This is a genomic window from Actinoplanes sp. L3-i22 (assembly GCF_019704555.1).
In the GTDB taxonomy this organism is placed as follows: domain Bacteria; phylum Actinomycetota; class Actinomycetes; order Mycobacteriales; family Micromonosporaceae; genus Actinoplanes.
In genome coordinates, this window is sequence record NZ_AP024745.1 from 8837944 (window position 1) to 8863313 (window position 25370).

Sequence of the window (25370 nt, forward strand, 5' to 3'; positions counted from 1 at the left end):
GGGGATTCTCTGAGGGGATTCACTGCTTGACGCTGCCCACCGCGAGGCCCGACTGCCAGTAACGCTGGAGCAGCAGGAAGGCGGCGATGAGCGGGACGATGGCCAGCAGGGACCCGGTGATGACCAGGTTGAAGACGACGTCGCCGCCGACCGTTTGCGCCTGCTGGTTCCAGGTGTAGATACCCAGCGTGATCGGGTACAGGTTGCGGTCCTTCAGCATGATCAGCGGAAGGAACAGGTTGTTCCAGGTCACCACGATGTTGAAGAGCAGGGCGGTGACCAGGCCGGGCGAGAGCAACGGGACGGCCAGCTTGAAGAAGATCCGGAACTCGCCGGCGCCGTCCACCCGGGCCGACTCGAGGATCTCGTCCGGCACCGCGTCGCGGCTGAACGACCACATCAGGTAGAGGCTGAACGGGACCATCAGCGACGGGATGATCACCGCCCAGACCGTGTCGGTGATGCCGGACTTCGCGAACAGCAGGAACGTCGGCACCGCCAGCGCCGTCGGCGGGACGGCGACCGCGCCGAGGATCACGGCGAAGACGGCCCGGCGACCGGGGAAGGCGAACTTGGCCAGGCCGTACCCGGCCAGCGTGGAGAGCAACGTGGCGCCACCCGCCCCGACGATCACGTAGAACACCGTGTTGCCGAGCCAGCGCAGATAGATGCCGTCCTGGTAGGTGAAGACCTTGCCGATGTTGTCGAAGAGCGCGAAGTCGCCCCCGAACCACAGCCCGAACGTGCCGAGCAGGCTGTCCTGGGTCTTGGTCGCACTGATCACCAGCCAGGCCAGCGGCAGCAACGTGTAGAGCAGCATGACGGTGGTGAGTGCGGTCAGCGACCAGCTCTTGGTCGATTTCCGCGAGGCCGCGGCCGGTTGCGCCTTGCGGCGCGCCTGCGGGCGGATCGTGGGTGCGGAGACCATCACCCCGCCTTTCGTACGGTGCGGGCCTGCACCAGGTAGGCCACGAGCATGGTGAGCAGCCCCATCACGACCGCGACGGTGGCCGAGTAGTTGAACTGCTGGCCGCCGACGGAGAGCTGCCAGGCGTAGTAGTTCGGGGTGAAGTAGGTGAGGATCGCGTTCGGGGCGATGGTCCGCAGCACCACCGGCTCGGTGAAGAGCTGGAAGCTGCCGATGATCGAGAACATCGTGGTGATCAGCAGCGGACCGCGCAGGGCGGGCAGCTTGATCGCCCGGATGATCCGGAACTGGCCGGCGCCGTCGATCGCCGCCGCCTCGTACAGCGAGGGGTCGACGACCCGCAGCGCGGCGAACAGGATGATCATGTTGTAGCCGACGAATTCCCAGGTCGTGATGTTGCCGATCGCCGCCAGCACCAGGTTCGGGGCGAGCGGGTCGGGCAGCGACAGCCCGGACCAGTCGTTGATGTAGCGGATCAGGCCGAACTGGTTGCCGTACATGAAGCCCCACATCAGCGTGGCCACCACGGCCGGCACCGCGTAGGGCAGGAAGATCGAGACGCGGAAGAAGGACGAGCCGTAGAGGCGTCCGCTGTCGATCGCGAGCGCCACGAGCAGCGCGAGGACCAGCATGATCGGCACCTGGACGACCAGGAACAGGCTCACCCGGCCGACCGCGGACCAGAACTGCGGGTCCTCGATCGCCTTGGTGTAGTTGTCCAGGCCGACGAAGCTGGTGCCGCCGATCAGCTTGGTCCGGTACAGGCTCAGGTAGAGCGAATAGGCGATCGGCGCGAGGAAGACCAGCGCGAACACCGCCAGGAACGGGGCAACGAACTGCCAGCCGATCCAGGACCGCCGTGTCACCGTGCCTCCTTGGGTTCTTGTCACTTCGCCCGGGCTTTGATTCGTTCGAAGTTGATGGATGAATTTGTCGATGTTTACGTAAACATGTTCGACCGCGGTCGGAAATGTTTGCGTAAACATGTGTGCCGTATAGTGGCACGCGTCACCAGGTCGGTCAAGGAGTAACAACATCGAAACACAGCGTCTCCGCGGTGGATCCGACGTGCCCGGCGGGCGCCGCAAGCAACGGGTGTCGATGGCCGACGTGGCCAAACTGGCCGGCGTCTCCTCACAGACCGTCTCCCGGGTGGCGAACGGGCAGGCCGGCGTCGTCGAGTCGACCCGCGAACAGGTCCTCGCCGCGATGCGGGAGCTCGGCTACCGGCCGAACAGCGCGGCCCGCTCATTGCGGTACGGGCGCTTCAACACGCTCGGGGTGATCCTCTTCGGGCTCTCGTCGACCGGCAACAGCCGGACCGTCGAGGCCATCGCGACCCACGCCGCGGCCGAGGGCTACGCGACCACGCTGATCCCGGTCGGCGTCCCCACCCAGGACAACGTGCTCGGCGCGTTCACCAGGATGGGCGAACTGGCCGTCGACGGCGTCATCGTGATCATCGAGGTGCACCTGCTGGACGCGGCGACCGTCGCGCTGCCGCCCGGCGCGCACGTGGTGGTCGTCGACTCGGACGCGGGAGAGCGTTACCCGGTGGTCGACACCGACCAGGCCGACGGGGCCCGGCAGGCCGTCCGGCACCTGCTCGGGCTCGGCCACGCCACGGTCTGGCACATCGCCGGGCCGGCCGAGTCGTACTCCGCGGAGCGCCGCGCCCTGGCCTGGCGGACCGTCCTGGAAGAGGCCGGGCGGGAAGTACCGACCGTCGGGCGCGGGGACTGGTCCGCGGAGAGCGGCTACCGGGCCGGGCTCGAGCTGCCGGCGTCCTGCACCGCCGTGTTCGTGGCCAACGACCAGATGGCGCTCGGGGTGCTGCGGGCGCTGAACTCGCTCGGGCGGCGGGTGCCGGAGGACGTGAGCGTGGTCGGCTTCGACGACATTCCCGACGCGTCCTCGTATCAGCCGCCGCTGACCACTGTGCATCAGGACTTCGCCGAGGTGGGGCGGCGGTGCGTGGAGGCGCTGCTGGAGCAGATCGGCTCTGGCGCGGCAGCCCCCGGGACCGACCTGGTCCCGACCCACCTGGTCGTCCGCGGCAGCACCTCGGCACCCCGCCGTTGACCCCGCCCCTGCCCCCTTCCGCCCCAGCCCTGCCCCCTTCCGCCCCAGCCCTGCCCCCTTCCAGCCCAGCCCTGCCCCCTTCCAGCCCGGACCTGACCACTCCCGGCCCAGCCCTGCCCCCTTCCAGCCCGGACCTGACCACTCCCGGCCCAGCCCTGCCCCCTTCCAGCCCGGACCTGACCACTCCCGGCCCAGCCCTGCCCCCTTCCAGCCCGGACCTGACCACTTCCGGCCCGTCGGATGATCCGCGGCGGCCCGGCGGCGCTTCCTCCACCGCGGCTCGTTCGGGCACTCGGAGGCCTGGGTTTCTGGGCTGATGGCGCGGGATGTCGGCTGTCCGACCCACCACCCCGGCCCGGTTTGCCAGGCTGGTCCTTTCACGCCAGGCGAGAGGAGAGCCCGATGGACAGCGCCACCCTGCTCGAGAAGGCCAAGGCCGCGACCGACAACGCCACGGTCGGCCGGGTGTTCGGCGACCCGGTCGAGCGGGACGGCATCGTGCTGCTGCCGGTGGCCAAGGTCTCGGCGGGCGGCGGAGGTGGCAGCGGCAGCGGCTTCACCCCGACCGGCGACGCGGCGGTCACCGACCAGAAGCCGGGGCAGGGCGAGGGGTCGGGCGCCGGCTACGGCCTGCACGCCGAACCGGCCGGCGTCTTCATCCTGCGGGACGGCGAGGTGACCTGGAAACCGGCCCTCGACATCAACAAGATCATCCTGGGCGGCCAGGCGGTCGCGGTCGTGGCACTGCTGGTGGCCCGCTCGATCCTGCGCCGCCACCTGCGTCACCACCACTGACCCGGGCGCCGCCGCCCACTCGCCCGGCCACCGCTCAGCTGCGGGCCGGGGCGCCGCCGTCCACTCGCCCACCCACTCACCCGGCCACCGCTCAGCCGCGGGCCGGGTCGCCGGCCACTCGCCCGGTAGGCGCGAAGCCGCAGGCCGGGCGACCGTTGGCTGCCCACCCGGCAAGCGCGAAGCCGCGGACCGGGCCGCCGCGGGCTGCCCGTCCGGCGAGTGCGCAGCCGCGGGACGGCTTGCTGGTGGTCGCCCAGCTGCTGGTCGTTCGACTACTGGTCGTGCCGCAAGCAACCGCACCAACCACATAACCCACCCACCCGAGGGGGAAGACCCGCTGACCAGTATCGCCGCAAATCGCAAGATCACGTGGCCGGCCTGTGGACAACCCGCTTGTGTGGACAACGGCTCCGGGCAGCGAACTTCGGTGTATAAGGCCACCTCGCCTCAGCGCGCTCACCGCTCCGAACTTCAGCGCCTCCGTGCCTCAGTGCCTCATGGCTCCGGGTAGCGGGCGAGCCGCAGGCGGTGGGCGAAGACCGCCAGGGTGCCGGCCGTGCAGATCACCCAGACCACGGCGAAGTGGGCCAGTCCCCGCCACAGGAAGCCGATGTCCGCGTCGTCCACCGCGTACGTACCGATCTCCCGCACCGACCAGAACGGCATCAGTTTCGCGGCCAGGCCGGCCGGGTCGGCGAGCATCTGGACCGCGCAGACGCTGAGCAGGGCCAGGGCTCCTTCCAACTCGCGGGGCAGCAGGGCGCCGACGAGGCTGCCGAACGGGGCGGCGACCAGGGCGGCCATCAGCATGATCAGGCCGGCCGCGAACGGGTGCGGGACGGTCTGGTCGAGGCTGACCAGCACCCAGTAGCCGAGGGCGAGCAGCGTCCCGGCGCCGCTCATGGCCAGCAGGCGGCCGCCGACCAGGCCGGCGACCGAGGCGCCGGAGAGCCGCAGGCGCGGGTCGACGCCGCGGGACGCGTTCACCACGAACAGGGTGAGCGTGGAGATGGCCCAGCCGATGCCGAGCGACAGCATCCGCAGCGACTGGCCGGTCAGGTCCCGCCGGACCAGGTAGAACCAGAGCGGCAGGGCGATCACCAGCAGGACCGCGGCGCGCCGGCGGCTCACCTCGCGGGCCGAGAGTCCGGCCACCACCAGCGCGGTCATCGGCGCTCCCCCAGGTCCAGCACGTGGTCGACGCTGGTCAGGTCGTGCAGCAGGTGGGTGACGACGACCACGGCGCGGCCGGCGTCCCGCCAGGCGTGTACCTGGCGCCAGAAGTCCAGGTACGTCCCCTGGTCGAAGCCCTGGTACGGCTCGTCGAGCAGGAGCAGGTCCGGAGCGTGGAGCTGGCCGAGGACCAGGTTGAGCTTCTGCCGGGTGCCGCCGGACAGCTGCTGTGCCCGCTGGGCCCGTTCCGGGCGCCAGGCCAGCTTGGCGGCCAGGTGGGCGCCGGTGGAGCGGGCTCGGCGCGGGACCACGCCGGCCGCCGCGCCGAACAGGGTGAAGTGTTCGTCGGCGGTGAGCCAGCCGGCGGTGCCGCCGTCCTGCGGGACGTAGCCGACCCGCCGGGTGCGGTGGACCGTTCCGCTGTCCGGGCGGGTCAGGCCGGCGCAGATGCGCAACAGGGTCGACTTGCCGCAGCCGTTCGCGCCGACGACGGCGGCGACCTCGCCACCCCGTACCGTCAAATCGACGTCTTGGAGGACGGCCCGGCGCCGGAAGCGCTTCCCGACGCCGGCGAGACTGAGCAGGACCGGGCCGGCCGTGGCGAAGCGGGGTGCGGCGGCGACCGGCGCGGCGAGCTCGGCGACCAGGTGGCGGGCGTAGAGGTGGGCCGGGCCGAACAGGCCGGCCGGGTCGGCGGCGTGCTCGGCGGCCTGGGCCGAGGTGTCCTCGGCGAGCCGCCGGGCGCGCGGTTCGGGCACGCCGAGCCGGACCAGCTCGGCCTGGAAACGGGCGGGCCAGCTCTCCTCCGTACGCATCAGGCGTCTCCTGAATGATCGCGGACCGTGACCGGCGCAGCGGCCTCGAGCAGGGAGTGCACGCCCTGGCTGAAGCGGGCCCAGTGCGCGGCCTGCTCGGTGAGCACGGACTGGCCGGCGGGGGTGATCTCGTAGTACTTCCGGCGGGGGCCGAATTCGGACGGCGTCCAGGTCGGCACGGCAAGACCCTGCTCTTCGAGACGGAGCAGCGCAGGATAGAGGGTGCCGCCGGGGACGTCGGCGACCCCGGCCGCGGCCAGGCGCTGGGCCAGGCCGTAGCCGTAGTCGGCACGTTCACGCAGCATGGCCAGCAGGCACAGGTCGAGGACGCCGTGCAGCCACGGCTTGGGCATCATGTAGTCAGGCTAACTGCTTAGCAGTCTGCCTACCTAGTCGGGTCACGGAAAAATAAAGTTGGACGGGGTGGTGCACAGAAGTGGGGGCGGCCGGCGTCGATGAGGATGTGACCTTCGAGCAATTCGCGATGGCCCGCCTGCCCAGCCTGCTGCGGTACGCGGTCGTCCTCACCGGCGACCGTCATCTCGCACAGGATGTCGTGCAGGAGGTGCTGGCCCGAGCCCACGTCAAGTGGCGGCGGATCAGTGGCGCGGACTCTCCGGAGGCGTACGTCCGGCGCATGGTGCTCAACGAGTACCTGTCCTGGCGGCGTTCCTGGGCGGTCCGCAACCTGCATCTGGCCGGAGAGCGACTGGTCGAGATCGACGACGCGCGAGGCGGGGTCCACGACCACGCCGACCGGATCGCCGAATCGGACGAGCTCTGGAACAGGCTGGCCACGCTGGGACGTAAGCAGCGTGCAGTGCTCGTACTCCGCTACTACGAGCAACTGGACGACGAAAGCATCGCGGACCTGCTCAACTGCTCACCGGCGACGGTGCGCAGCCAGGCCTCGAAGGCACTCCGCACGCTCCGCATGGAATCGGAGCGACAGTTACATTTTGCCGAGGAGAAGTCGTGACCGACCACGGTGACCGGCTGCGCGAGGCCTTCGTGAGCCGCGAGTCCCAGACCCCAGACCCGGCCGAGGTTTACGCCCGGGTCGTCGAACTGTCCAGCAAGCACAAGTGGCGCCGCCGCGGCATGACCGTCGCCGGGGGCACCGCGCTCGGCGCCGGCCTGATCGCCGCCGTCGTCAACCTGCCGGCCGTCCTCCCCGGCAGCCCGTCGGGCGGGAGCGCGGCCACGGCCCCGATCGTGGCGGCGGCCCCGGCCTCCGCGACGCCGAGCGCCGACCCGACCGCCGAGTGGGACGCCTACGGCCAGGCCGGCTACGGCTACGACGAGGCCCTCGCCCTGGCCAAGCTGTGGAACATGCCGACCAGTGACATCGGCGCGGTCAAGGGTGAGGCCGGGCGCCGCCTGCTCGCCGGGCAGACCCTGCCGATCAAGCCGGCCCAGGTGGAGGCGGTGCCGGACTCGGTGACCGAGTTCTTCAGCGCCGGCTACGGCTACGACGACGCGGTCAAGCTGGCCAAGTTGTGGCACCTCAAGACGCCGTACGACGCCAAGGTCGCCGGTGGCAAGAAGCTGCTCGCCGGCCAGCACCTCCCGTTCAAGCCGAACCCGGCGACGGCCCAGGAGAACCGCGAAGGCATCCAGGTCGACGCGTTCTTCGCCAAGGGTTACAACTACGACGACGCGGTCAAGCTGGCCAAGCTGTGGAAGCTCAAGACGCCGTACGACGCCAAGGTCGCCGGCGGAAAGCAGCTGCTCGCCGGACAGACCCTGCCGATCAAGCCGTGACATCGAGGTTGCGCCGGCGCACCGGCTTCGAGATCGAGCTGATGGCCCCCGCCGGGGTCAGCCGGCGCACCCTCGCCATGGACCTGGCCGGACGCTGCGGGGGCAGCGTCCGGCCGGTGTGGCACTCCGACAGCGAGCCGTCCCTGGTCCCCGGGCTCGGGCGGTTCCTGCACCTCACCCAAGGCTTCGAGGTACGCCGCCCGGACGGCACGCTGCTGTGCACCCTGGTCGACGACATCACGCTGCTGGCCGGCCTCGACCCGGCCACCCCGCCGCTGCCCGGCTGGTTCCGGGTGCTCACCGACGACTCGCGGCTGGTGCGCCTGCTCGCCCGGCACAGCGATCCCGGCGGCACGATCGACACCGCGCTGGCCCCGGCCGCCGAGCTGTGGGGCACCAAGGTCCAGCAGCACGGCGAGTTCTACCGGCTCAACGACGCCGCCGAGACGACCATCGCGCTCGCCGCGCCGCTCGGCGGGGAACGCGAACGGCCCTGCGAGATCGTCACGCCGCCGCTCACCACCGACCACGCCGCCCGCCTCGAAGAGCTGCTCGAGCCGGCCCGTGCGCTCGGGTTCACCGTGCCCTACGAGGCGGCGGTGCACCTGCACGTGGACGGGGCGCCGTTCCGGGCGCCGCACGCGCTCGCCAATCTGGTGCGGCTCTTCGCCTACTGGCGCGAGCCCCTGCGGGCGGTGCTTCGCACCAACCCGGCCTGCCGCCGGCTCGCTCCCCTGCCCGGGCCGCTGGTGGATGCGGTTCAGAGCATTCCTACGTACGGCGATCTGCGCGCGGCCGCGACGGCGGGGGAACTCACCAAGTTCTTCGACGTGAACCTGACCCAGCTGCTGACCGACACGCCGGTGCGGGACACCGTGGAGATCCGGATCCTGCCCGGGGCGATCACGGCCGGGCCGATCGTGGATCAGGCGGCGCTGGTGGAGCTGCTGCTCGACCGATGCCTGGATCCGGCGCCGATCCCGCGCGGGGATGATGTCGAGGGGCTGCTGGAGCTGGCCGCGGAGGCGCTCGCCGCACGGGACTAGCCTTTTGGGTGACATTGTGACTACTGTCCGTTCGGCCCACTGTGGATGCGCTGAGGGGCGGCTGAGACTGGACGGGTGACGTACCCGCCACAGCAGCCGTCATCGCCTTTCCCACAGCCGCCGCCCTTTCCGCAGCCGGACCCGGCCTTTCTGCCGCCGCAGGATCCGTACGTCAGCTATCCGCTGACTCAGCCGTACACCGATCCGTACGGGCAAGCGGGTTTTGCCTCTGGGTCTCAAGGTTTTCCGGCCCAGCAGCCGGGGCCGGCCGCTCCCCCGCGGCGCCCGCTGTGGCCGTGGCTTGCCGTCGTCACGGCACTGTCGCTCGTGCTGCTGGCCGGGGGTGGGTGGCTGCTCTATGACCGGGTGCTGCGGGAGGACTCCGGGGTGGCCGCGTGCAAGTCGCTGGCCGCGCAGTCGCTGACCGGTCAGTCGCGGGCCGCCCCATCGACGGACGCCCCATCGGCCGATGGCCAATCGACGGACGGCCAGTCGACGGACGGCCAGGAAATGAGCGACTCGGCCGACAGCGCCGACCAGCGGCTGACCCGTGACGAGTACGTGCGGATGCGGAAGGTCTTCGCCGACTCTCGGTACGCTGACCTGCGGGAACATGGGACGAAGCTGATGGATGTCCTGTGGCAGGTGACCCAGCTCGGCGCTGACAACGAGGCGGCGATGGCCTACGTTCAGCCGCTGACCGAACATGTGAGTGGCTTGCAGTCGGCCTGCGCGGACCACGGGGTCATCATCGACCTGAAAATCACCGACTGACCGGGGTGCCGAGTTATCCACAGACTGTCTGCACGATCTTGAGGTTTGGCGTAATAATCGTCGGCATGAGGACGATCTCAGGCGCTGTAGCAGATTCATCCGTCCGGCACGATTCAGGTGACATCCGGTCAGGTCGGAAACTTTCTTTCGACTGGCCGGCTTATCGCGTTCGGCCGCGTGCGGCGTCAGCACCTTTCGCCGGGGCTCCCGGTGCATTACGCCCATCGCAGAATTCGCCGCCTTACGTCGGCAAGATGTGAGTGATACGGTTTCCGGAGAAGGCCTCCCGGCAATTGCTTCCGCTGATTCCGCAGATCGTTCGCGACCGGTCGTGCCGTCCGCTGATCGCGCGTAAACGGCCATGCGGGCGGTAGATCGTGCGCCGCCGGTCGCGCCGTCCGCGGATCGGGTTGCCGCCGCTGCTTGACCTGTGGCCGAGTCCGTTCGTGACGGCGATGGCAGCCGGGTGTCCGCCCTCGCCGTGACGGCCGAAGTCTGCAGTGGCTCAGCCGGTTCGTGAGTCCGCGGTGGCTCAGCCGGTTCGCGCGGAGGGGGCGCGACCTGCGCAAAGTCCGCGGCTGGAGTCGGCACCGGGGCCAAGGCCGTGCCCGGAACCGAGGCGAAGGGCTGGGCGGGAGTCGGGACCGGGGTCGGAGTGGGGGTTGGGACTGAGACCGAGGGCCGAGCAGGAGCCGGGGTTGGGGCTGGCGCTGGGGTGGGAGTTGGGGCTGAGACCGAGGGCCGGGCAGAAGCCGGGGTTGGGGTTGGGGTTGGGGTTGGGGCCTTATCGTCCCGGGTTGAGGCTGCGGCTTTGTCGCGGATTTGGCGCAGGCGCCTGGAATGTCTTTGTTGCAGGCCCCATGCGCGATGCCTTTCATGCTCCCGGCGAAACTCGTCGCGAGCTGCCGAATAGTTCCGAGATGCGGTTCGATCCCGCAATTTACTGAGTTCGCTTCGACTGAACAGTGATAGCTGTGAGGGCTTCGGCATACGACAATTATCCGGCCTACCGGAATCCGAGTGTAAGCGCTCGATCGTGCCGCTCTTGGCAAATACCGAACGTTCCGCACTCCGCGGCCGACCCACCGATTATTGCAAAATGAACAGCCTCGAAAACCCGCAAAGAGCGACCGGCGTCAACTACCGCGACCAACCCGCCACGCCGCCTGGCAAGCCAACCCCAACCACCCACCCACCATGACCGCCCCAACCACCGGACGGCCGGATCACCCCACGACCACCAGCCCATCGAGCCGTGAAGCCCGACGGACCGCACGACCCGCGTGGTCATGCGGCCCGCCAACAAAGGTCGCCAAAAGCGCCCGTCAAGGGAGGCCCGCCAAGGACGGGACACGGCGGAGGGCCGGGCGCGCGGAGAGCCGGGCGCGCGGAAGGGCAGCGCGGAGGCGCCGGCACCGACCGCCGGCAAGGACGGGCACCGTGGAGGGGCCGGCGTGGAGGGGGCGATGGAGGGTGCTCTCAGTAAACCGTGGGCCAGCCTGTCGCGCTCCAGGACAGCAGGTTCAAGCCGAGCTTCGCGTCACCAGCGGCGGTGTAGTAGTGATACACCAGCACGTCCGCGTCGGTGTCGGCGAAGACTGCCGGGTGGCCTGGTCCATAGATGGCGTCGTGGGAGGCCAGGATCTCGGTGCCGCCGCCGGCTGTGGTCAGGGTGCCGGCTCGGTCCTTGTACGGGCCGGTGATCGACGTCGAGCGGGCGACCATCGTCCGGTAGGTGCTGGACGCGCCCTTGCAGCACAGGTCGAACGCCATGAACAGGTAGTAGTAGCCGTTGCGGTAGAAGATGTACGGCGCCTCGACCGACTTGCTGTTCACGAACCGCTCGGCGATGTTGTACAGCGTGCTGTCGGCGCGCTTGCCGGTCGACGGGTTCAGCTTGACCATTTTGAGGCCGGTCCAGAACGAGCCGAAGCTCAGGTACCAGTCGCCGGCCGGGGTGACGGTCAGGTTCGGGTCGATGGCGTTCCAGCCGCTGCTGGTGGTGGACTCGACGACCTTGCCGTAGTCGGTCCAGGTGCCGGCCGCGCCGGTGGTCGAGGTGGCCATGAAGATCGCCGACTTGCTGGAGCCGAAGGTGGAGGCGGCGTAGTACATGACGTACTTGCCGCCGTGGTAGGAGATGTCCGGTGCCCACAGGTTCGCGCTGCCGCCGGTGTACGCGTCCGCCCAGGACGTGCCGTTCGGGAACGCCTTGCCGGCGTCGGTGAACTTCGTCCGGTCGGTGGACGTCTTCAGCGTGATGCCGTCACCGGTGGTCGCCATCAGGTAGCCGCCGCCGGGCTTCTTGACGATCGTCGGGTCGTGCGCCGCGGTCGAGCCGGTGACCGCGCCCGGGTTGGGGTACGTGGCGGCGCTTGCCGTGGTCAGGCCGTAGACGCTGGCCGCGATCGCGACGACGCCGGTGACACCGGCGAGCAGCGTCTTGCGGAGACGGGATTTCATCGGGGGCAACACCTTCCGGGGATGGGGATGTACCCGCAAGGTGTGCCACCACCCCGGAAAGGTTGCCCAGCCGGACAAAGAGCCAGACAAAGGGCCGGGCGAAGGGCCGGGCGAAGAGTCAGGCGGAGAGATCACCCAACAGGTCACGGGCCGCCGGGGCGATTCGAGGGGTGACTCCGAGTTCCGCCAGCAACTCGGTGGCGGCGGCCATCTCCTCCCGGCGGCGGACGGCGTGCTTCGATGAGCCTTCGACCAGCCGGTCCAACGTGGCCGCGTCCGCCTTGATCAGCTCGGCGGCGATGTTGCCGCGCAGCCACTCCTCCAGGCCGGCTGCCCGGGCCGCGGTCAGCGCCTCGACCACCGCGGCCGCCATACCCTTGTAGAAGACGCTGCGCAGGAGCTTGCGGGTGGCCGCGGTGCCCACCGGACCGTCCAGGACAAGCACGTCGGCGCCGAGCCCGGCGAGGATGTCGGCGAGCCGGGACGCGGCCGCGCCCGCCATCGTCATCGGCGTGCACAGGCCCTTGCCCGGGACCGGGGACATCAACGCGACGTCGACCACGTCGACCGCCCCGGCCGCCTCGGTGCTCAGCAGCTGCTTCAACGACGGGGTGGCCGTGTTGAGGTCCGCCCAGATGGCACCGGGTTCGCACGCCGGGAGGGCGGCACGCAGCGCGTCGACGGCGTCGGCGGCACTGTTGACGCTGAGGACGACGCGCGCGCCGCGGCAGGCATCGGCATCGCTCTCCGCGGGATGGACACCCGGCGGCGGGGCCACCTTGGGGTCGAAGCCACGGACGGTGACGCCGGCGGCGACGAGGTCGGCGGCAATCAGGCGGCCGGCCTCGCCGAGCCCCAGTACAGCGATGATCACGACGGTGCCTCCAGGGGTGTGGGACAGCGAGCCTGCAGTCCGGCGACAGGATTGTCAACAATTGAAACGACCCGACTGCCGGCCATAGCCTAAACCGTGTACCGTCAGCCGAAACGCAGATTGTCAACAATCCTATTGGCGAACGCTGGGGAGCCCTCATGACCGATTCCACCCTGGTACTCACCGCCCACGTCGGCGACTTCGTGTGGCGCGCGGCGGGCGCGATCGCCCTGGCCACGTCGCGTGGCGAGCGCGTGGTGATCGGCTGCATGAGCTTCGGCGAGCGCGGCGAGTCGGCGTCGCTGTGGCGCAAGGGGTACAACCTCGACCAGGTCAAGGCGGTCCGCCGGCAGGAGGCCGAGGAGGCCGCCAAGGTGCTCGGCGCGGAGATCCGGTTCTTCGACGCGAACGACTACCCGCTGGTCGAGACGCCGGCGCTGCTGCAGGGCCTGATCGATCTGTACCGCGAGGTCCAGCCGGGCGTGGTGCTGACGCACGCGCCGGCCGATCCGTACAACGGCGACCACGCGTTCGCGCACCAGATCGCGCTCAAGGCCCGGGTGCTGGCGCAGGCGCCGGGCGTCGAGGGGCCGGGCGAGGTGATCGGGGCGCCGCCGGTCTTCTGCTTCGAGCCGCACCAGCCCGAGCAGTGCGGCTTCCTGCCGAACGTGCTGCTCGACGTCACGCCGGTGTGGGAGCGCAAGCGCGAGGCGATGCAGGTGCTGGCCGCGCAGAAGCACCTGCACGCGTACTACACCGAGCTCGGCGCGCGCCGGGGGCTGCAGGCCGCCCGCAACTCCGGGCCGAACCTGGGCCTGCCGAACGAGACCCGCGCCGAGGCCTACATGCGCATCTACCCGCAGGTCACCCAGGAGCTGTCATGAGCCGGCATGTGGTGGTCCGGGAGTTCCCCAGGGTTGACCTCGACATTGCGCGCCAACTAGAAGAGCAGGGCGCGTCGACCGTGCACGAGGCGGACGGGCGGCGCGGCGCGTTCAGAAGCGAACTGCACCCCCTGCAACAGGGGGCAAGGATCGCGGGCCCGGCGGTGACCGTTTCCTGCCATCCGGGCGACAACCTGATGATCCACGCGGCGGTCGAGACGGTCCGGCCCGGTGACGTCGTGGTCATCACGACCACCTCGCCGTCCACCGACGGGATGCTCGGTGACCTGCTCGCGACGTCGCTGCGGGCGCACGGCGCGATCGGCGTGATCATGGACGCCGGGGTGCGGGACGCGGCCGAGCTGCGCGAGATGGGCTTCCCGGTGTGGACGCGCGCGATCAGTCCGCAGGGCACGGTCAAGGCCAGCCCGGGAAGCGTGAACGTGCCGGTGACGGTCTGCGGCCAGGTGGTCAATCCGGGCGACGCGATCGTGGCGGATGACGACGGAATTGTCGTGATCCCGCGTGATCGAGCGGCAGATGTCCTGAAAAAGGCGACCGAACGCACCGCCAACGAGGCGTCCAAGCGGGAGCGACTCGCCGCCGGCGAACTCGGCGTGGACATGTACCGGCTTCGGCCGCTGCTCGAACAGCTCGGCGTGGAGTACCGATGACCGCGCCGGTCCCGGTTCTGATCATGCGCGGTGGCACCTCCAAGGGCGCCTATTTCCGCGCCGAGGACCTGCCGGCCGACCCGGCCGAGCGGGACCGCCTGCTGCTCGCGATCATGGGCTCGCCGGACCCGCGGCAGATCGACGGGATCGGCGGCGGGCACCCGCTGACCAGCAAGGTCGCCGTGATCAGCCGCTCCGCGGACCCGGCCGCCGACGTCGACTACCTGTTCCTGCAGGTCCAGGTCGACAAACCGATCGTCAGCGCGGAACAGCCGTGCGGCAACATCCTGGCCGGCGTGGGCCCGTTCGCGATCGAGCGTGGTCTGGTGCACATTCAAGATCAGAAAACCGCGGTTCGGGTACGGATGGTGAACACCGGCGCCCTCGCGATCGTCACCGTGCCCACCCCGGACGGCCGCGTGCGCTACTCCGGGGACACCGCGCTCAGCGGCGTGCCCGGCACCGCCGCGCGGATCGAGGTGGAGTTCCGGGACACGGCCGGCTCGGTCGCGCCCGGACTGCTGCCCACCGGCCGGGTCCGCGACGACCTGGACGGCGTCCCGGCCACGCTGATCGACAACGGCATGCCGGTGGTCCTGCTGAACGCCGCGGAGCTGGGCGTCACCGGCTACGAGTCGCCGGCCCAGCTGGAGGCGGACCACGCGCTGCGGCGCCGTGTCGAGGAGCTGCGGCTGATCGCCGGGAAGCTGATGGGCCTCGGCGACGTCGCGGCGACCACGGTGCCGAAGATGTGCCTGGTCGCTCCCCCGGCGCACGGCGGGGCGCTGAGCACCCGGATGTTCATCCCGCACCGGGTGCACGCCTCGATCGGGGTGCTGGCCGCGGTGAGTGTGGGGACGGCTGCCGCCGTACCGGGAAGCGTCTGTTTCTTGAAAGATCTTCCGGAGACGATCCGGCTGGAACATCCGACCGGCTTCTACGACGTGGTGATCGACGTCGACGCGGCCGGTGCCGAGATCACGGTCGGTCGCTCGGCGATCGTGAGCACCGCCCGCCTGCTCCTCGACGGGCAGGTCCACCCCCGTACGCAGGAGGAATTTGATCATGGGTGAAAAGCTTCGCGACGTCGCGCACGTCTCCGCGGTCGAGCTGTTCACGCCGGTGCTCGACGAGACCGTGCGGTTCTTCACCGACCAGATGGCGATGGAGGTGGTGGACCGTCGCGGCGACAGCGTCTACCTGCACACCTGGGACGACTACGAGCGGTTCTCGCTGAAGGTGACCGCCGCGGGCACCTCCGGCATCGGCCGGCTGTGGCTGCGCGCGCGCAGCCCGGAGGCGCTGGAGCGGCGGGTCGCCGAGATCGAGCGCGCCGGGCTCGGCGAGGGGTGGAGCAAGGACGAGCCGGCGTACGGGCCGGTGTACCACTTCACCGATCCGGACGGCCACCGGTTCGGGCTCTACTGGGAGACGCAGCGCTACGTCGCCTCCGACGAGACCCGGCCGTCGCTGAAGAACCAGGCCGCGAGGTTCCCCGGCCGCGGTTCCAACGTGCGGCGCCTGGACCACGTCAACTTCCTGGCCCGGGACGTGCCGGCGAACGAGACGTTCGTCAGCGAGGTGCTCACCGGGCGGGCCAGCGAGCAGATCGTGCTGGACAGCGGGGTGAAGGCGGCGATCTGGTACACGTTCAGCGACAAGTCCTACGACGTCGTCTACACCCGCGACTGGACCGGCTCGACCGGGCGGCTGCACCACATCGCGTTCGCCACCGACACCCGCGAGGACATCCTGCGGGCCGCGGACGTGTTCCTGGAGGCCGGCGTGCACATCGAGACCGGGCCGCACAAACACGCCATTCAGCAAACCTTCTTCCTGTACGTCTATGAGCCCGGCGGCAACCGCATCGAGCTCTGCAACGCCGGTGCCCGTCTGCTGCTCGCCCCGGACCACGAGGTGGTCACCTGGACCGAGGCGGAGCGGGCGAAGGGCCAGGCCTGGGGCCTGAAGACGATCGAGACGTTCCACACGCACGGGACGCCGCCGGTCGCCGAGGCGGAGTGGGCCTGATCCGCTAGGGCATGTCGTCGAGGCTGGTCAGGACCTCGATCACGCTGGCGATGTGCGCCCGCATCGCCAGCTCGGCGGCCTTCGGATCCCGCGCCCGGATCGCCGCGACGATCGCCTCGTGCTGCGGCAGGGACTGCTGCGGGCGGCCCGGCACCAGCGCCAGCATGATCTGGTGGCGCGCCTGCTGGGCCTTCAGCGTGTCGATCAACCGGTCCGCGGTGCCGTGCGCGGCGATCGTCCGGACCAGCGCGTGCAGCCGCTGGTTGAGGTCGCTGTAGCGGCGGTGCTCGCCGGTCTCCACCGCGCGCCGCATCAGCAGGGCGATCTCGTCCAGCTCGGCGGCCTGCTCGGCGGTGACCCGCTCAGCGGCGTGCGCGGCGACCAGGCCCTCCAGGACCATCCGCACCTGGGTGATCTCGATCGTCTCGGCCAGACTGATCTTGCGGACCACCGCGCCCCGGTTGCGCTGGATCTCCACCAGGCCCTCGGCGGCCATGTCCTGCAGCGCCAGCCGGACGGTGAACCGGCTCGCGCCGAGCCGCTCGATCAGCTGGGCCTCGACCAGCCGTTCGCCGGGCAGGTAGGCGCCGGTCAGGATCGCCTCGCGCAGGGCGTCGCGCGCGCTGGTCATCGGTCCCCCGTTATGGATTGCACAGCCGGAGCACAGCCGGCGGCCTCGTCGTGACCGGTACGATACCGCGCCCCCGCCAGCCCAATTCAAATCGTCAACAATCGCTGTGCCGGCAAGGCATGCTGGGACACAGGCTGGACTTACGGCCGAAACTGATTGTTGACAATCCTGCGAACAACCAGCACGATCCGGTGACGCGCACCACTCCCCCGAGAGGAAGCCCCGGATGTCCTCCAGTTCCGTCATCACCGCCGGGCGCGGCAACCGGCTCGCCCGGCTGGTCGTCGCCATCTGCTGGCTCGTCGTCCTGTTCGACGGCGTCGACCTGTTCATCTACGGCGCCGTGCTGCCCGGCATGCTCGACGACCGGTCGCTCGGCCTGACCCCGGCGATGGCCGGCGGGCTGGGCAGCTACGCGACCTTCGGCATGCTGATCGGCGCGGTCGCCTCCGGGCCGCTCACCGACCGGCTCGGCCGCAAGGCGATCATCATCGCGGACACCGTGATCTTCTCCCTGGCGTCGGTGGCCTGCGCGGTCGCGCCCAGCATCGGTGCGTTCGGCTGGGCCCGGTTCGTCGCCGGGCTGGGCCTGGGCGGCCTGCTGCCGATCGCGCTCACCCTGGTCGCCGAGTACGCCCCGACCGGCCGGCGCAACCTGATGATCGGCTCCCTGATGACCGCCCACCAGGTCGGCGGCATCGTGGCCGGCAGCCTCGGGCTCTACCTGCTGAACAACCACGGGTGGCGCTCGGCGTACTGGGTCGGGGTGCTGCCGCTGTTCATCGCGGTGCCGCTGATCGCCAAGTTCCTGCCCGAGTCGCTGAGCTTCCTGGTCGCCCGCGGCCGCACCGAGGAGGCCCGGGCGCTCGCCGCCCGCTACGAGGTCGACGTGCCGGACCCGGCGGCCACCCGGACCGGCAGCAAGCTGGACAGCGTCATCGACCTGTTCCGCGAGGGCCGCTGGCGGCCGACCCTGCTGTTCTGGATCACCTCGTTCGGCGGGCTGCTCCTGGTCTACGGCGTCAACACCTGGCTGCCGACGATGATGCGCGCCCAGGGCTACAACCTCGGCTCGTCGCTCGCCTTCCTGATCGTGATCAACCTGGGTGGCGTGCTCGGCATGCTGATCGCCGGCCGGGTCGCCGACCGGTTCGGGGCGGTGCCGGTCGCGGCCGTCTGGTTCGCGCTCACCGCGGTCGGCGTCTACCTGCTCGGCGTGCACACGCCGCTGGCGGTCACCTACGCGGTGGTCTTCCTGGCCGGCGTCTTCCTGTTCAGCGCGCAGACCATGGTGTACGCCGCGGTCACCGCCCGCTACGGCGACGCGAGCCGGGCGACCGCGGTGGGCTCGGCGGCCGGGATCGGGCGCTTCGGCGCGGTCTTCGGGCCGTGGCTCGGCGGGCAGCTGGTCGCCGCCGGGAACCAGGGGTGGGGGTTCACGGCGTTCGCCGTCACCGCCGTGCTGGCCACGGTGTTCGTCCTGCTCGCCGGTGCGGCGAGCCGGAACGCGGTGACCGCCGGCGCCGGCGCCCCGGTGCCCGTGCACTGATCGTCGTGCCCGCCGGCCCGCTTCGCGACCGCGCGAGGCGGGCCGGTTCGGTTCGCCGTACCGTCGCAAGCCCGAACCTCAGGAAAAAGCGGCCCGGCGGCGCGGCGGATTGTCGGCACCGAGCCCACCCCGCGCTGCACTGGATCATCGACAATCCAGCACGCACGGCCAACGAGAGTGGATCAAGCTGGCGCTTCGCGTGATCTGGATTGTTGACAATTCTGGTCGCCATCTTGTTTCCGGGGTGTATCGAGACTTATCGTTTGGCACACCTCCTGGCGCCAGGGATGTCATCAACGTCGATCGACGGGAGCTCCCGCATGTCCTCTGCGACCAACCCCACGCCACTCCGCCGGCGGTCCCGGTGAGGCCGGCGGTCCCGGTGATCCGGCCGGTCCGCACCCTCGCGCTGATCGCGGCCGCCCTGCTGGCCCTGACCACGCTGGTGCCCGGCGGCGCGACCGCCGCCCCGCGCGCCCGCGAGCTCGCCCCGCTGCTGCCCGTCATCGACTGCGCCGCGGTCCCCGGACTCGATCTGACCGGCGTGACCGACGCCCCGGTCACCATCAAGTCGGCGACCGTGACCAGCGCGAACGCGCCCGCGCCCTACTGCGCGGTGACCGGGACGATCGCCCCGGCGGACACCTTCGTGATGCGCCTGCCGGTCAACGGCTGGACCCAGCGCTACCTGCAGACCGGCTGCGGCGGGCTGTGCGGGAGCGCCAACATCGGCTACACCCAGGCGGCGAGCTGCGAGCCGGTCGCGGACGGGACGATCGCCAGCGCCACCACCGACATGGGTCACCAGGGACTCAACGACGGCTCGTGGGCGGCGGACAACCCGCAGGCGCTGATCGACTTCGCGTACCGGGGCGTGCACGTCACCTCGCAGGTGGCGCAGGAGCTGATCAAGCGGTTCTACGGGCGGTCGGCGGCGTACAGCTACTTCGACGGGTGCTCGGACGGCGGGCGCGAGGCGCTGATGGAGGCGCAGCGGTACCCGGACGACTTCGACGGGATCGCGGCCGGGGCGCCGGCCAGCAACATCGTCGTGCAGAACACGTACCACCACGCGTGGAACGTGCTCGCCAACCAGGACGCGAACGGGAACTACCTCCTGCTCGCCGACAAGCTGCCGCTGATCCACTCCGCCGTGCTGCACCAGTGCGACAGCCTGGACGGGGTGGTCGACGGTGTGCTCGACGACCCGCGGAACTGCCGCTTCGACCCGCGGACGCTGGTCTGCGCGGACACCGCCAACTGCCTGACCGCGGCGCAGGCGGCGGTGGTCGAGCGGCTGCACGACGGCGCGACCGACGGGCACGGCCGGCGCCTGGAGCAGGAGATCTCCCACGAGTGGGGCTCCGAGCTGGACTGGACGCTGTTCGTCCCGGCGAAGCAGGGCGACGTGACGTTCAGTGAGAACATCGCGCTGTCGTTCCTGCGCTACCTCGCCTACCGCAACGTGGCGAACCCGTCGTACCAGCTCACCGACCTCGAGTTCACGATGGCCTCGTTCCGGAAGACGGTGCAGACCTCCGACTACCTGTCCGCGACCGATCCGGATCTGAGCCGGTTCCGGCGCGGCGGCGGGAAGCTGCTGCTCTGGCACGGCTGGTCCGACCAGCACATCTCACCGCAGGCGACGCTGAACTACTGGGACGCGATGCGGCGGACGATGGGGTCCCGGGCGGTGGACGGCTTCGCCAAGCTGTACCTGCTTCCCGGCATGGCGCACTGCGGCGGCGGGCTCGGGCCGAACAGCTTCGACGTGCTCACCCCGGTGATGAACTGGGTCGAGTCCGGCACCGCGCCCGGGAGGATCGTCGCGTCGATGACCGGACGGACCCGGCCGGTCTTCCCGTATCCGCAGGTGGCCCGCTACGACGGCACCGGCAGCACCGATGACCAGGCGAACTTCGTGGCGGTGACGCCGCGGCGGGAGTCCACGGTCGGGTATGCGTGGGCCGGGGCCTGGCTCTACTCGCACGGCTACCAGAAGACGTGCCGCGCGGTGAACGGCAAGCTCGTCTGCGGTTAGCGCCTTCGGCAGGATCAACATCATTGGTGGGTACGGGCGTGCGCCGCGGCCGTACCCACCAATGCGGTGAGCCCGGCGTCAGGCGCCGAGGAAGCCGGTGAGGGTGGGGATGAACGTCGGCGCGCGCAGCGCCGACATGTGATCCCCGGGAACCGTGTGCAGCACCGCGCCCGGGATCGCGCCGGCCAGGACCGCCGGGCGGGTGGCGAGCGGATCCGACTCACCGGCCAGCACCAGGGTCGGCGCCTTGATCATCTCCAGCGGGATCGGCGCGGCGTGGACCGCGGCCGCCTGCGCGGCCAGGGCCAGCCGGTCGCCGCCGACCGCCTCGACGAACTGCCGGAAGCCGGCCGCCGCCGGATCGGTGACCGACGACGGGTCGTCGGTGCGCAGCGCGTGCAGCAGGCGGTCGCCGCCGATCACCCGGGTGTCCAGCCCGCCGACCTCGACCACCCCGGCACCGACCCCGCCGACGACCAGGCGGCGGACCCGCGGGTCGCGGATCGTGGTGAGCAGCGCGACGATCGCGCCCATCGAATAGCCGACCAGATCGACCTCGGTGATGCCGAGCAGGTCCAGCAGCGCGATCACGTCGCCGGCCATCCGGGACTCGCCGTAGAGCGCCGGGTCGTGCGGCTTGCCGGACCGGCCGTGTCCGCGCGCGTCGATCGCGACCACCCGGCGGCCGGCCCCGGTCAGCGCGGCGACCACGCCGGGCAGCACCCAGTTGGTCCGGCCGTCGGCGATGAAGCCGTGGTGCAGCAGCACCGGCGGAAGATCGGACGGGTTCTCCCAGAGCTCGTAGAAGATCTCCACGCCATCGGCGGATCGGAAGGTCGACATGCCGAGATCATTCCGCATGTGCGCTAGATTTCGGGAGAGCTTCCGGTCACTCCATAGGGGGATGGCAGGGTTGTGACGCCCACCCAGTTACGTGCGTACTCCGCGGTCGTCCGCCTCGGCTCCGTCAAGCTGGCCGCCGCCCACCTCGAGGTCTCCGAGGCGGCCGTCTCGCTCCACATCGGACAACTCCGCAAGGAGCTCGGCGACCAGCTCTTCACCCGTACCTCGTCCGGGCTGGCGTTCACCCCGGGCGGGCTGCGCCTGGCCAGCCGGGCCGCCGAGCTGCTCGGCCTACAGGACATCACGGTGCTGGAGGTGAGCGCGGCCGGGCGCGGGCGGCGGCTGCTGCGGGTCGGCGCGTCCAGCCTGTTCGCCGAGCACGCCGCGCCCGGGCTGATCGAGCTGTTCGCCGGGCGCGCCGCCGACCTGGACGTGGAGCTGAGCGTGCGCAGCCCGGCCACGTTCGCCGCGCTGCTGCAGACCCGGACCATCGACATCGCGATCGGGCCGGCCCCGAGCCTGCCGGACGCCACGGTCAGCGGGCGACCGGTGATGAACTACCGGATCGTGCTGGTCGCCGGGCCGGAGCACCCGCTCGCCGGGACCCGCCCGTCGGCCGGGCAACTGCGCGAGCAGACGTGGCTGCTCGGGCCGTCCGCGGCGGCCGACGGCGGGGCGATCCGGACGCTGCTGCGGCGGCTGGCGGTGCCCGACGAGCGTCAGCAGATCTTCCAGAGTCATGCGGCCGCGCTCGAAGAGGCGAAACGGGGGCGTGGGGTGGCCGCGGCGCTCTCGTTCACGGTGGCTCCGGAGGTTCGGCAGGGGCGGCTGGTGCAGTTCAGCGGGCCGTGGACCGCGGTGGATCAGGTCTGGCACGCGTACACGCTGAGCGAGCGGGGGGCGCCGGCGGCGGCCGCGGAGCTGGCCCGGTTCGCGGCGACACCGCGGGCGCTGCAGGCGATGATCCGCGGGGCCGGGGTGCACGTGGGGCGTTTCCGGCCCTCGGTGCACGTCACACTCTGGAGCTGACTTCGGTCGCTGCCCAGGATCGGTCCATCATCATGCCGACCACCCGGGTGACCAGGCGCCGGCTGGCGAATCGGCCGGCGAGCGCGGACGCCTTGTTCAGCGCGCCGGTCACCACGACCGGCGGCGGGTTGCGCCGCTCCACCGCGCGCAGCGCCCGCTCGACCACCTGGTCGGCCCGCATCCGCCGGGTGCCGCCGTCCGCCCCCTGGCCGGCGACCTCGAAGAACTCGGTCTCGGTCGCGCCCGGGCAGATCGCCAGCACGCGCAGCCGCGAGTCCCGGTTCTCGTACCAGAGCGCCTCGGTGAAGCTCAGCACGAACGCCTTCGTCGCGGCGTAGACGGCCATCCGCGGACTGGGCTGGAACGCCACCACGCTGGCCAGGTTGATCAGGAAGCCGTCGCCGGCCCGGAGCCGGTCGAGGAACGCGTGCGTGATGCTGACCAGGCTGGACACGTTCAGCATGACCTCGGCGTCGACGTGCGCCGCGTCCCGCTCGTGGAACAGCCGCTGGGCGCCGAAGCCGGCGTTGTTGATCAGGCTGGTGACGGTCACGCCGGCCGCGTCGACGGCGGCGCTGAGCTTGGCGCCGGCCTCCGGGACGGCCAGGTCCATGGCGATCGTGGTCACCCGGACGCCGGTCAGCTCGGCGGCCAGCCGCTCCAGCCGGTCGGCGCGGCGGGCGACGAGCACCAGGTCATCGCCGCGGGCGGCGAGGCGGCGGGCGAACTCGGCGCCGAGGCCCGCGCTCGCACCGGTGATCAGAACGGTCTGCTTCTTCATGGTCGGCATCGTATGCCTACTTGGCACTCAGTGCCAACCAGTCACCGACTGCTAGGGTGGGGGCATGACGCTCTGGAACCGCACCCGCCAGGCGGTCTACGACGAGATCGCGGGCACGGCGATGGAGATGTTCCTGACCCGCGGCTTCGAGGCGACGACGATCGACGACATCGCCCGGGCCGCCGGGATCTCGCGGCGCTCCTTCTTCCGGTACTTCGGCACCAAGGAGGACATCGTCCTCGGCGACGTGGCCGGCAAGGGCGAGCTGGCGGCCCGGGCCCTCGCCGACCGGCCGGACGGCGAGGATCCGTGGACGGCGCTGCGGAACGCGTTCCACGTCAGCAAGGACGCGGCCTACGACCCGGCGACCATGCTCAAGATCTTCACGATGATGTATGAGACGCCCTCGCTGCGCGCCCGGCACATCGAGAAACACCTGCAGTGGCAGGCCGCGCTGGTCCCGGAGCTGCGGCGCCGGCTCGGCGCCGATCCGGCAGACCCCTTGGACGTCCGGGCGGAGGCGCTCGTCGCCTGCGCGATCACCTGCCTGGACGTGGCCGGCGAGGCGTGGACCCGGTCGAAGGGCGCGGTCCCGCTGGAGGACCTGTTCGACTCGGCGGCCGACGCGCTCCGCCCGGGCCCCTAGTACCAGGTCGAGACGTCGATCCCGAACCCGTGGACGACGGCGGCCAGCGCGATCGCGATGACCAGGGCGGCCCCGATCAGCACGCCGACCGAGACCAGGGCCGCGGTCAGGGCCTTGCCGATGCCGCCCAGCTCGCCCGCGAGCACCTGTGCGGTGGTCGGGCGGGACCAGGTCATCGGCGGGTAGGTGGCGCTCGGACCGACTCCGGCCGGCCGGGTGATGTCGCCCCGGATCCGGGCGCGGGCGGGGGTGGCGGGGGTCTGCTGCTGCTCCATGACGGCGCCTCCTTGGCAACCAACTTGCTCTACTCGGAGCATGCGCCGCCGGCGCCCCGAACGTCTCGTGCGTTCGGTCATAAAATGTCGTCTCAAATCGTGCAATAACTACAGAGCCAGCGTCGCCCGGACCGCGGTGGTGAGATCCCCGAACGTCGCGGCCGGAAGCATCAGGTCGCAGAACGGCAGCGCCGCCGACATCCCGGCCACCGCCGGGGCGAATCCGTGCGTGCCGGCCCGTGGATTGAGCCACACGACCCGGTGCGCCCGGCGCCTCAGCCGGGACATCGCGGCGGTCATCTGCTCGGGTGGGTCGCTGTCCCAGCCGTCCGAGGCGATCAGGACCAGGGCGCCGCGCACCGTGTCGCCGTGGTGCGAGTCCAGCAGCGCGACGAGGTTCGAGGCGATCCGGGTGCCGCCGAACCGGTCGGTCGCCGCCGACGACGCGCGCTCGATCGCCTCCCGCGCCGACGGCCGGCGCAGCGCCGGGGTCAGCCGGGTCAGCGTCGTCGCGAACGCGAACACCTCGGCCGCGGTGACCGTGGTGAACGCCCGCATCAGGTGCAGGTAGGCGGCGGTCTGCGCGCGCATCGAAGCACTCACGTCGCAGAGCAGCACGGCCCGGCGCGGCCGTCGCACCGGACGCTCACGGACCAGCGTGACCGGCTCGAACGCGGTCCGGCGGGACTGCGCGACGGTGTGCCGCAACGAGATCCGGGGACCGCGCGCGTCGACCGCACGACGACGGCCGCGCCGGTGCGGCCAGTGGTGCAGCTCGGCGGCCAGGGCCCCGGCGAGGGCGTCGAGCTGCGCGGAGTCGAGTTCGTCGAACGGCCGCTCGGCGAGCGCGGCAAGAGCTTCCGGGCGCATTTCCGGTACGGCCGGCTCCTCGCCCCCGACCTCATCCCGCGCCGCCACCGGCGTCGGCAGCATCGCCCACGGCAACCCGCCGTCCGCACTGCCCCGGGCCGTCGCGCCGGGCAGCGGCAGCTGCACCTCGTCCTCGCGCCGCGCGCCCGGCGCCGACTCCCGGGTCAGCGGCAGCGGCACCGCGTCGTCGAACACGGCGGCGAACACGCCCTCGAACGCGGCCAGGTCGGCCTCGCGGCGCACCAGCGTCACCCGGGCCACCCAGTAGATCTCCGCCCGGGAGCCGGCCGGGACGACCCCCAGCCCCCGGATGAGATCGTCGGTCTCGGTCAGCCCGGCCGACAGCCCGGCCCGCCGGCACCGCGCCACGAAGGCCACCGCGAAGGCGGCCCGGTCCACCCC

General features: G+C 71.0%; 26 protein-coding genes. 14 read left to right on the plus strand and 12 right to left on the minus strand.

Annotation, left to right across the window (positions count from 1 at the left end):
- Positions 1-19: 19 nt before the first annotated feature.
- Together L3i22_RS39635 and L3i22_RS39640 are read right to left on the minus strand one after the other, a co-directional pair.
- The gene (locus L3i22_RS39635) at positions 20-928 is read right to left on the minus strand and encodes a carbohydrate ABC transporter permease (RefSeq protein ID WP_221322595.1); all 909 of its coding nucleotides are present in this window, start codon (positions 926-928) and stop codon (positions 20-22) included.
- Positions 928-1794 carry a carbohydrate ABC transporter permease gene (locus L3i22_RS39640; protein ID WP_255657516.1) on the minus strand — a complete coding sequence of 289 codons (867 nt, stop codon included), beginning with the start codon at positions 1792-1794 and terminating at the stop codon, positions 928-930. The genes L3i22_RS39635 and L3i22_RS39640 overlap by 1 nt, the downstream gene beginning before the upstream one ends.
- Before the next feature lie 202 nt (positions 1795-1996).
- Here L3i22_RS39640 and L3i22_RS39645 point away from each other — a divergent pair, with 202 nt between their 5' ends.
- The gene (locus L3i22_RS39645; RefSeq protein WP_255657517.1) at positions 1997-3010 is read left to right on the plus strand and encodes a LacI family DNA-binding transcriptional regulator; all 1014 of its coding nucleotides are present in this window, start codon (positions 1997-1999) and stop codon (positions 3008-3010) included.
- A 402-nt stretch (positions 3011-3412) separates the two neighbouring features.
- Positions 3413-3805 (plus strand): spore germination protein GerW family protein, encoded by a 393-nt coding sequence (locus L3i22_RS39650; protein ID WP_221322597.1) that lies wholly within the window; start codon positions 3413-3415, stop codon positions 3803-3805.
- Positions 3806-4300: 495 nt separating this feature from the next.
- Here L3i22_RS39650 and L3i22_RS39655 read toward each other — a convergent pair whose 3' ends face one another.
- Genes L3i22_RS39655 through L3i22_RS39665 form a run of 3 tightly spaced genes read right to left on the minus strand, consistent with a single transcriptional unit; the run spans position 4301 to position 6149 of the window.
- Positions 4301-4975 carry a hypothetical protein gene (locus L3i22_RS39655; protein ID WP_221322598.1) on the minus strand — a complete coding sequence of 225 codons (675 nt, stop codon included), beginning with the start codon at positions 4973-4975 and terminating at the stop codon, positions 4301-4303.
- Positions 4972-5793 (minus strand): ATP-binding cassette domain-containing protein, encoded by an 822-nt coding sequence (locus L3i22_RS39660; protein ID WP_221322599.1) that lies wholly within the window; start codon positions 5791-5793, stop codon positions 4972-4974. The genes L3i22_RS39655 and L3i22_RS39660 overlap by 4 nt, the downstream gene beginning before the upstream one ends.
- Positions 5793-6149, minus strand: coding sequence for a PadR family transcriptional regulator (locus L3i22_RS39665; protein WP_221322600.1), 357 nt, complete (start codon positions 6147-6149; stop codon positions 5793-5795). The genes L3i22_RS39660 and L3i22_RS39665 overlap by 1 nt, the downstream gene beginning before the upstream one ends.
- Before the next feature lie 107 nt (positions 6150-6256).
- Between L3i22_RS39665 and L3i22_RS39670 the strand changes: the two genes are divergently transcribed.
- The 4 genes from L3i22_RS39670 (at position 6257) to L3i22_RS39685 (ending at position 9377) form a co-directional block, all read left to right on the plus strand.
- A complete protein-coding gene (locus tag L3i22_RS39670; RefSeq protein WP_221322601.1) occupies positions 6257-6772 on the plus strand; it encodes a SigE family RNA polymerase sigma factor in 516 nt (171 codons plus the stop codon).
- Positions 6769-7557: a hypothetical protein gene (locus L3i22_RS39675; protein WP_221322602.1), complete on the plus strand. Its 789-nt coding sequence runs from the start codon at positions 6769-6771 to the stop codon at positions 7555-7557. Before L3i22_RS39670 ends, L3i22_RS39675 begins: the two co-directional genes overlap by 4 nt.
- Positions 7554-8603: an amidoligase family protein gene (locus tag L3i22_RS39680; protein WP_221322603.1), complete on the plus strand. Its 1050-nt coding sequence runs from the start codon at positions 7554-7556 to the stop codon at positions 8601-8603. Before L3i22_RS39675 ends, L3i22_RS39680 begins: the two co-directional genes overlap by 4 nt.
- Positions 8604-8678: 75 nt before the next feature.
- Positions 8679-9377, plus strand: a complete 699-nt coding sequence (locus L3i22_RS39685) for a hypothetical protein (protein WP_221322604.1) — start codon at positions 8679-8681, stop codon at positions 9375-9377.
- A gap of 1479 nt (positions 9378-10856) precedes the next feature.
- Here the strand turns inward: L3i22_RS39685 and L3i22_RS39690 are convergent.
- Both L3i22_RS39690 and L3i22_RS39695 read right to left on the minus strand, forming a co-directional pair.
- The gene (locus L3i22_RS39690; RefSeq protein ID WP_221322605.1) at positions 10857-11840 is read right to left on the minus strand and encodes an arabinan endo-1,5-alpha-L-arabinosidase; all 984 of its coding nucleotides are present in this window, start codon (positions 11838-11840) and stop codon (positions 10857-10859) included.
- Positions 11841-11958: 118 nt separating this feature from the next.
- On the minus strand, positions 11959-12714 hold the full coding sequence (locus tag L3i22_RS39695; RefSeq protein ID WP_255657518.1) for an NAD(P)-dependent oxidoreductase: 756 nt from the start codon (positions 12712-12714) through the stop codon (positions 11959-11961).
- 158 nt (positions 12715-12872) lie between these two features.
- Here L3i22_RS39695 and L3i22_RS39700 point away from each other — a divergent pair, with 158 nt between their 5' ends.
- The 4 genes from L3i22_RS39700 to L3i22_RS39715 are packed head-to-tail and all read left to right on the plus strand — an operon-like array spanning position 12873 to position 16303.
- Positions 12873-13598: a PIG-L deacetylase family protein gene (locus L3i22_RS39700; protein ID WP_221322606.1), complete on the plus strand. Its 726-nt coding sequence runs from the start codon at positions 12873-12875 to the stop codon at positions 13596-13598.
- Complete coding sequence (locus L3i22_RS39705; protein WP_221322607.1) at positions 13595-14272, plus strand: 4-carboxy-4-hydroxy-2-oxoadipate aldolase/oxaloacetate decarboxylase; 678 nt, start codon at positions 13595-13597, stop codon at positions 14270-14272. Before L3i22_RS39700 ends, L3i22_RS39705 begins: the two co-directional genes overlap by 4 nt.
- The gene (locus L3i22_RS39710; protein ID WP_221322608.1) at positions 14269-15345 is read left to right on the plus strand and encodes a 4-oxalomesaconate tautomerase; all 1077 of its coding nucleotides are present in this window, start codon (positions 14269-14271) and stop codon (positions 15343-15345) included. The genes L3i22_RS39705 and L3i22_RS39710 overlap by 4 nt, the downstream gene beginning before the upstream one ends.
- Positions 15338-16303 carry a VOC family protein gene (locus L3i22_RS39715; RefSeq protein ID WP_221322609.1) on the plus strand — a complete coding sequence of 322 codons (966 nt, stop codon included), beginning with the start codon at positions 15338-15340 and terminating at the stop codon, positions 16301-16303. The genes L3i22_RS39710 and L3i22_RS39715 overlap by 8 nt, the downstream gene beginning before the upstream one ends.
- A gap of 4 nt (positions 16304-16307) precedes the next feature.
- Here L3i22_RS39715 and L3i22_RS39720 read toward each other — a convergent pair whose 3' ends face one another.
- A complete protein-coding gene (locus L3i22_RS39720; RefSeq protein ID WP_221322610.1) occupies positions 16308-16934 on the minus strand; it encodes a GntR family transcriptional regulator in 627 nt (208 codons plus the stop codon).
- Positions 16935-17160: 226 nt separating this feature from the next.
- Here L3i22_RS39720 and L3i22_RS39725 point away from each other — a divergent pair, with 226 nt between their 5' ends.
- Both L3i22_RS39725 and L3i22_RS39730 read left to right on the plus strand, forming a co-directional pair.
- The gene (locus tag L3i22_RS39725; RefSeq protein WP_221322611.1) at positions 17161-18483 is read left to right on the plus strand and encodes an aromatic acid/H+ symport family MFS transporter; all 1323 of its coding nucleotides are present in this window, start codon (positions 17161-17163) and stop codon (positions 18481-18483) included.
- Between the two features lie 364 nt (positions 18484-18847).
- Positions 18848-20524: a tannase/feruloyl esterase family alpha/beta hydrolase gene (locus L3i22_RS39730; protein ID WP_255657519.1), complete on the plus strand. Its 1677-nt coding sequence runs from the start codon at positions 18848-18850 to the stop codon at positions 20522-20524.
- 78 nt (positions 20525-20602) lie between these two features.
- On the opposite strand, the gene L3i22_RS39735 is transcribed toward L3i22_RS39730, so the two are convergent.
- Positions 20603-21367, minus strand: a complete 765-nt coding sequence (locus tag L3i22_RS39735; RefSeq protein ID WP_221322612.1) for an alpha/beta fold hydrolase — start codon at positions 21365-21367, stop codon at positions 20603-20605.
- A gap of 72 nt (positions 21368-21439) precedes the next feature.
- Between L3i22_RS39735 and L3i22_RS39740 the strand changes: the two genes are divergently transcribed.
- Entirely contained in the window at positions 21440-22396 is a 957-nt protein-coding gene (locus L3i22_RS39740) for a LysR family transcriptional regulator (protein WP_221322613.1), read from the plus strand.
- On the opposite strand, the gene L3i22_RS39745 is transcribed toward L3i22_RS39740, so the two are convergent.
- A complete protein-coding gene (locus L3i22_RS39745; protein WP_255657520.1) occupies positions 22380-23177 on the minus strand; it encodes an SDR family oxidoreductase in 798 nt (265 codons plus the stop codon). The two genes, L3i22_RS39740 and L3i22_RS39745, sit on opposite strands and share 17 nt — an antisense overlap.
- A 64-nt stretch (positions 23178-23241) precedes the next feature.
- On the opposite strand from L3i22_RS39745, the gene L3i22_RS39750 reads away from it, so the two are divergent.
- Positions 23242-23823, plus strand: coding sequence for a TetR family transcriptional regulator (locus L3i22_RS39750; protein WP_221322615.1), 582 nt, complete (start codon positions 23242-23244; stop codon positions 23821-23823).
- Here the strand turns inward: L3i22_RS39750 and L3i22_RS39755 are convergent.
- Entirely contained in the window at positions 23820-24098 is a 279-nt protein-coding gene (locus L3i22_RS39755; protein WP_221322616.1) for a hypothetical protein, read from the minus strand. The two genes, L3i22_RS39750 and L3i22_RS39755, sit on opposite strands and share 4 nt — an antisense overlap.
- Before the next feature lie 108 nt (positions 24099-24206).
- Positions 24207-25367, minus strand: a complete 1161-nt coding sequence (locus tag L3i22_RS39760) for a VWA domain-containing protein (protein WP_255657521.1) — start codon at positions 25365-25367, stop codon at positions 24207-24209.
- Positions 25368-25370 lie beyond the last annotated feature (3 nt).

Excerpts from the sequence above, each read along its gene's own strand:
- L3i22_RS39660 (WP_221322599.1), bottom strand. The coding sequence starts at position 5,793 with ATGCGTACGGAGGAGAGCTGGCCCGCCCGTTTCCAGGCCGAGCTGGTC.
- L3i22_RS39715 (WP_221322609.1), top strand. The coding sequence starts at position 15,338 with ATGGGTGAAAAGCTTCGCGACGTCGCGCACGTCTCCGCGGTCGAGCTG.
- L3i22_RS39635 (WP_221322595.1), bottom strand. The coding sequence starts at position 928 with ATGGTCTCCGCACCCACGATCCGCCCGCAGGCGCGCCGCAAGGCGCAA.
- L3i22_RS39735 (WP_221322612.1), bottom strand. The coding sequence starts at position 21,367 with ATGTCGACCTTCCGATCCGCCGATGGCGTGGAGATCTTCTACGAGCTC.
- L3i22_RS39655 (WP_221322598.1), bottom strand. The coding sequence starts at position 4,975 with ATGACCGCGCTGGTGGTGGCCGGACTCTCGGCCCGCGAGGTGAGCCGC.
- L3i22_RS39755 (WP_221322616.1), bottom strand. The coding sequence starts at position 24,098 with ATGGAGCAGCAGCAGACCCCCGCCACCCCCGCCCGCGCCCGGATCCGG.
- L3i22_RS39665 (WP_221322600.1), bottom strand. The coding sequence starts at position 6,149 with ATGATGCCCAAGCCGTGGCTGCACGGCGTCCTCGACCTGTGCCTGCTG.
- L3i22_RS39690 (WP_221322605.1), bottom strand. The coding sequence starts at position 11,840 with ATGAAATCCCGTCTCCGCAAGACGCTGCTCGCCGGTGTCACCGGCGTC.
- L3i22_RS39745 (WP_255657520.1), bottom strand. The coding sequence starts at position 23,177 with ATGAAGAAGCAGACCGTTCTGATCACCGGTGCGAGCGCGGGCCTCGGC.
- L3i22_RS39700 (WP_221322606.1), top strand. The coding sequence starts at position 12,873 with ATGACCGATTCCACCCTGGTACTCACCGCCCACGTCGGCGACTTCGTG.
- L3i22_RS39720 (WP_221322610.1), bottom strand. The coding sequence starts at position 16,934 with ATGACCAGCGCGCGCGACGCCCTGCGCGAGGCGATCCTGACCGGCGCC.
- L3i22_RS39725 (WP_221322611.1), top strand. The coding sequence starts at position 17,161 with ATGTCCTCCAGTTCCGTCATCACCGCCGGGCGCGGCAACCGGCTCGCC.
- L3i22_RS39705 (WP_221322607.1), top strand. The coding sequence starts at position 13,595 with ATGAGCCGGCATGTGGTGGTCCGGGAGTTCCCCAGGGTTGACCTCGAC.
- L3i22_RS39750 (WP_221322615.1), top strand. The coding sequence starts at position 23,242 with ATGACGCTCTGGAACCGCACCCGCCAGGCGGTCTACGACGAGATCGCG.
- L3i22_RS39650 (WP_221322597.1), top strand. The coding sequence starts at position 3,413 with ATGGACAGCGCCACCCTGCTCGAGAAGGCCAAGGCCGCGACCGACAAC.
- L3i22_RS39710 (WP_221322608.1), top strand. The coding sequence starts at position 14,269 with ATGACCGCGCCGGTCCCGGTTCTGATCATGCGCGGTGGCACCTCCAAG.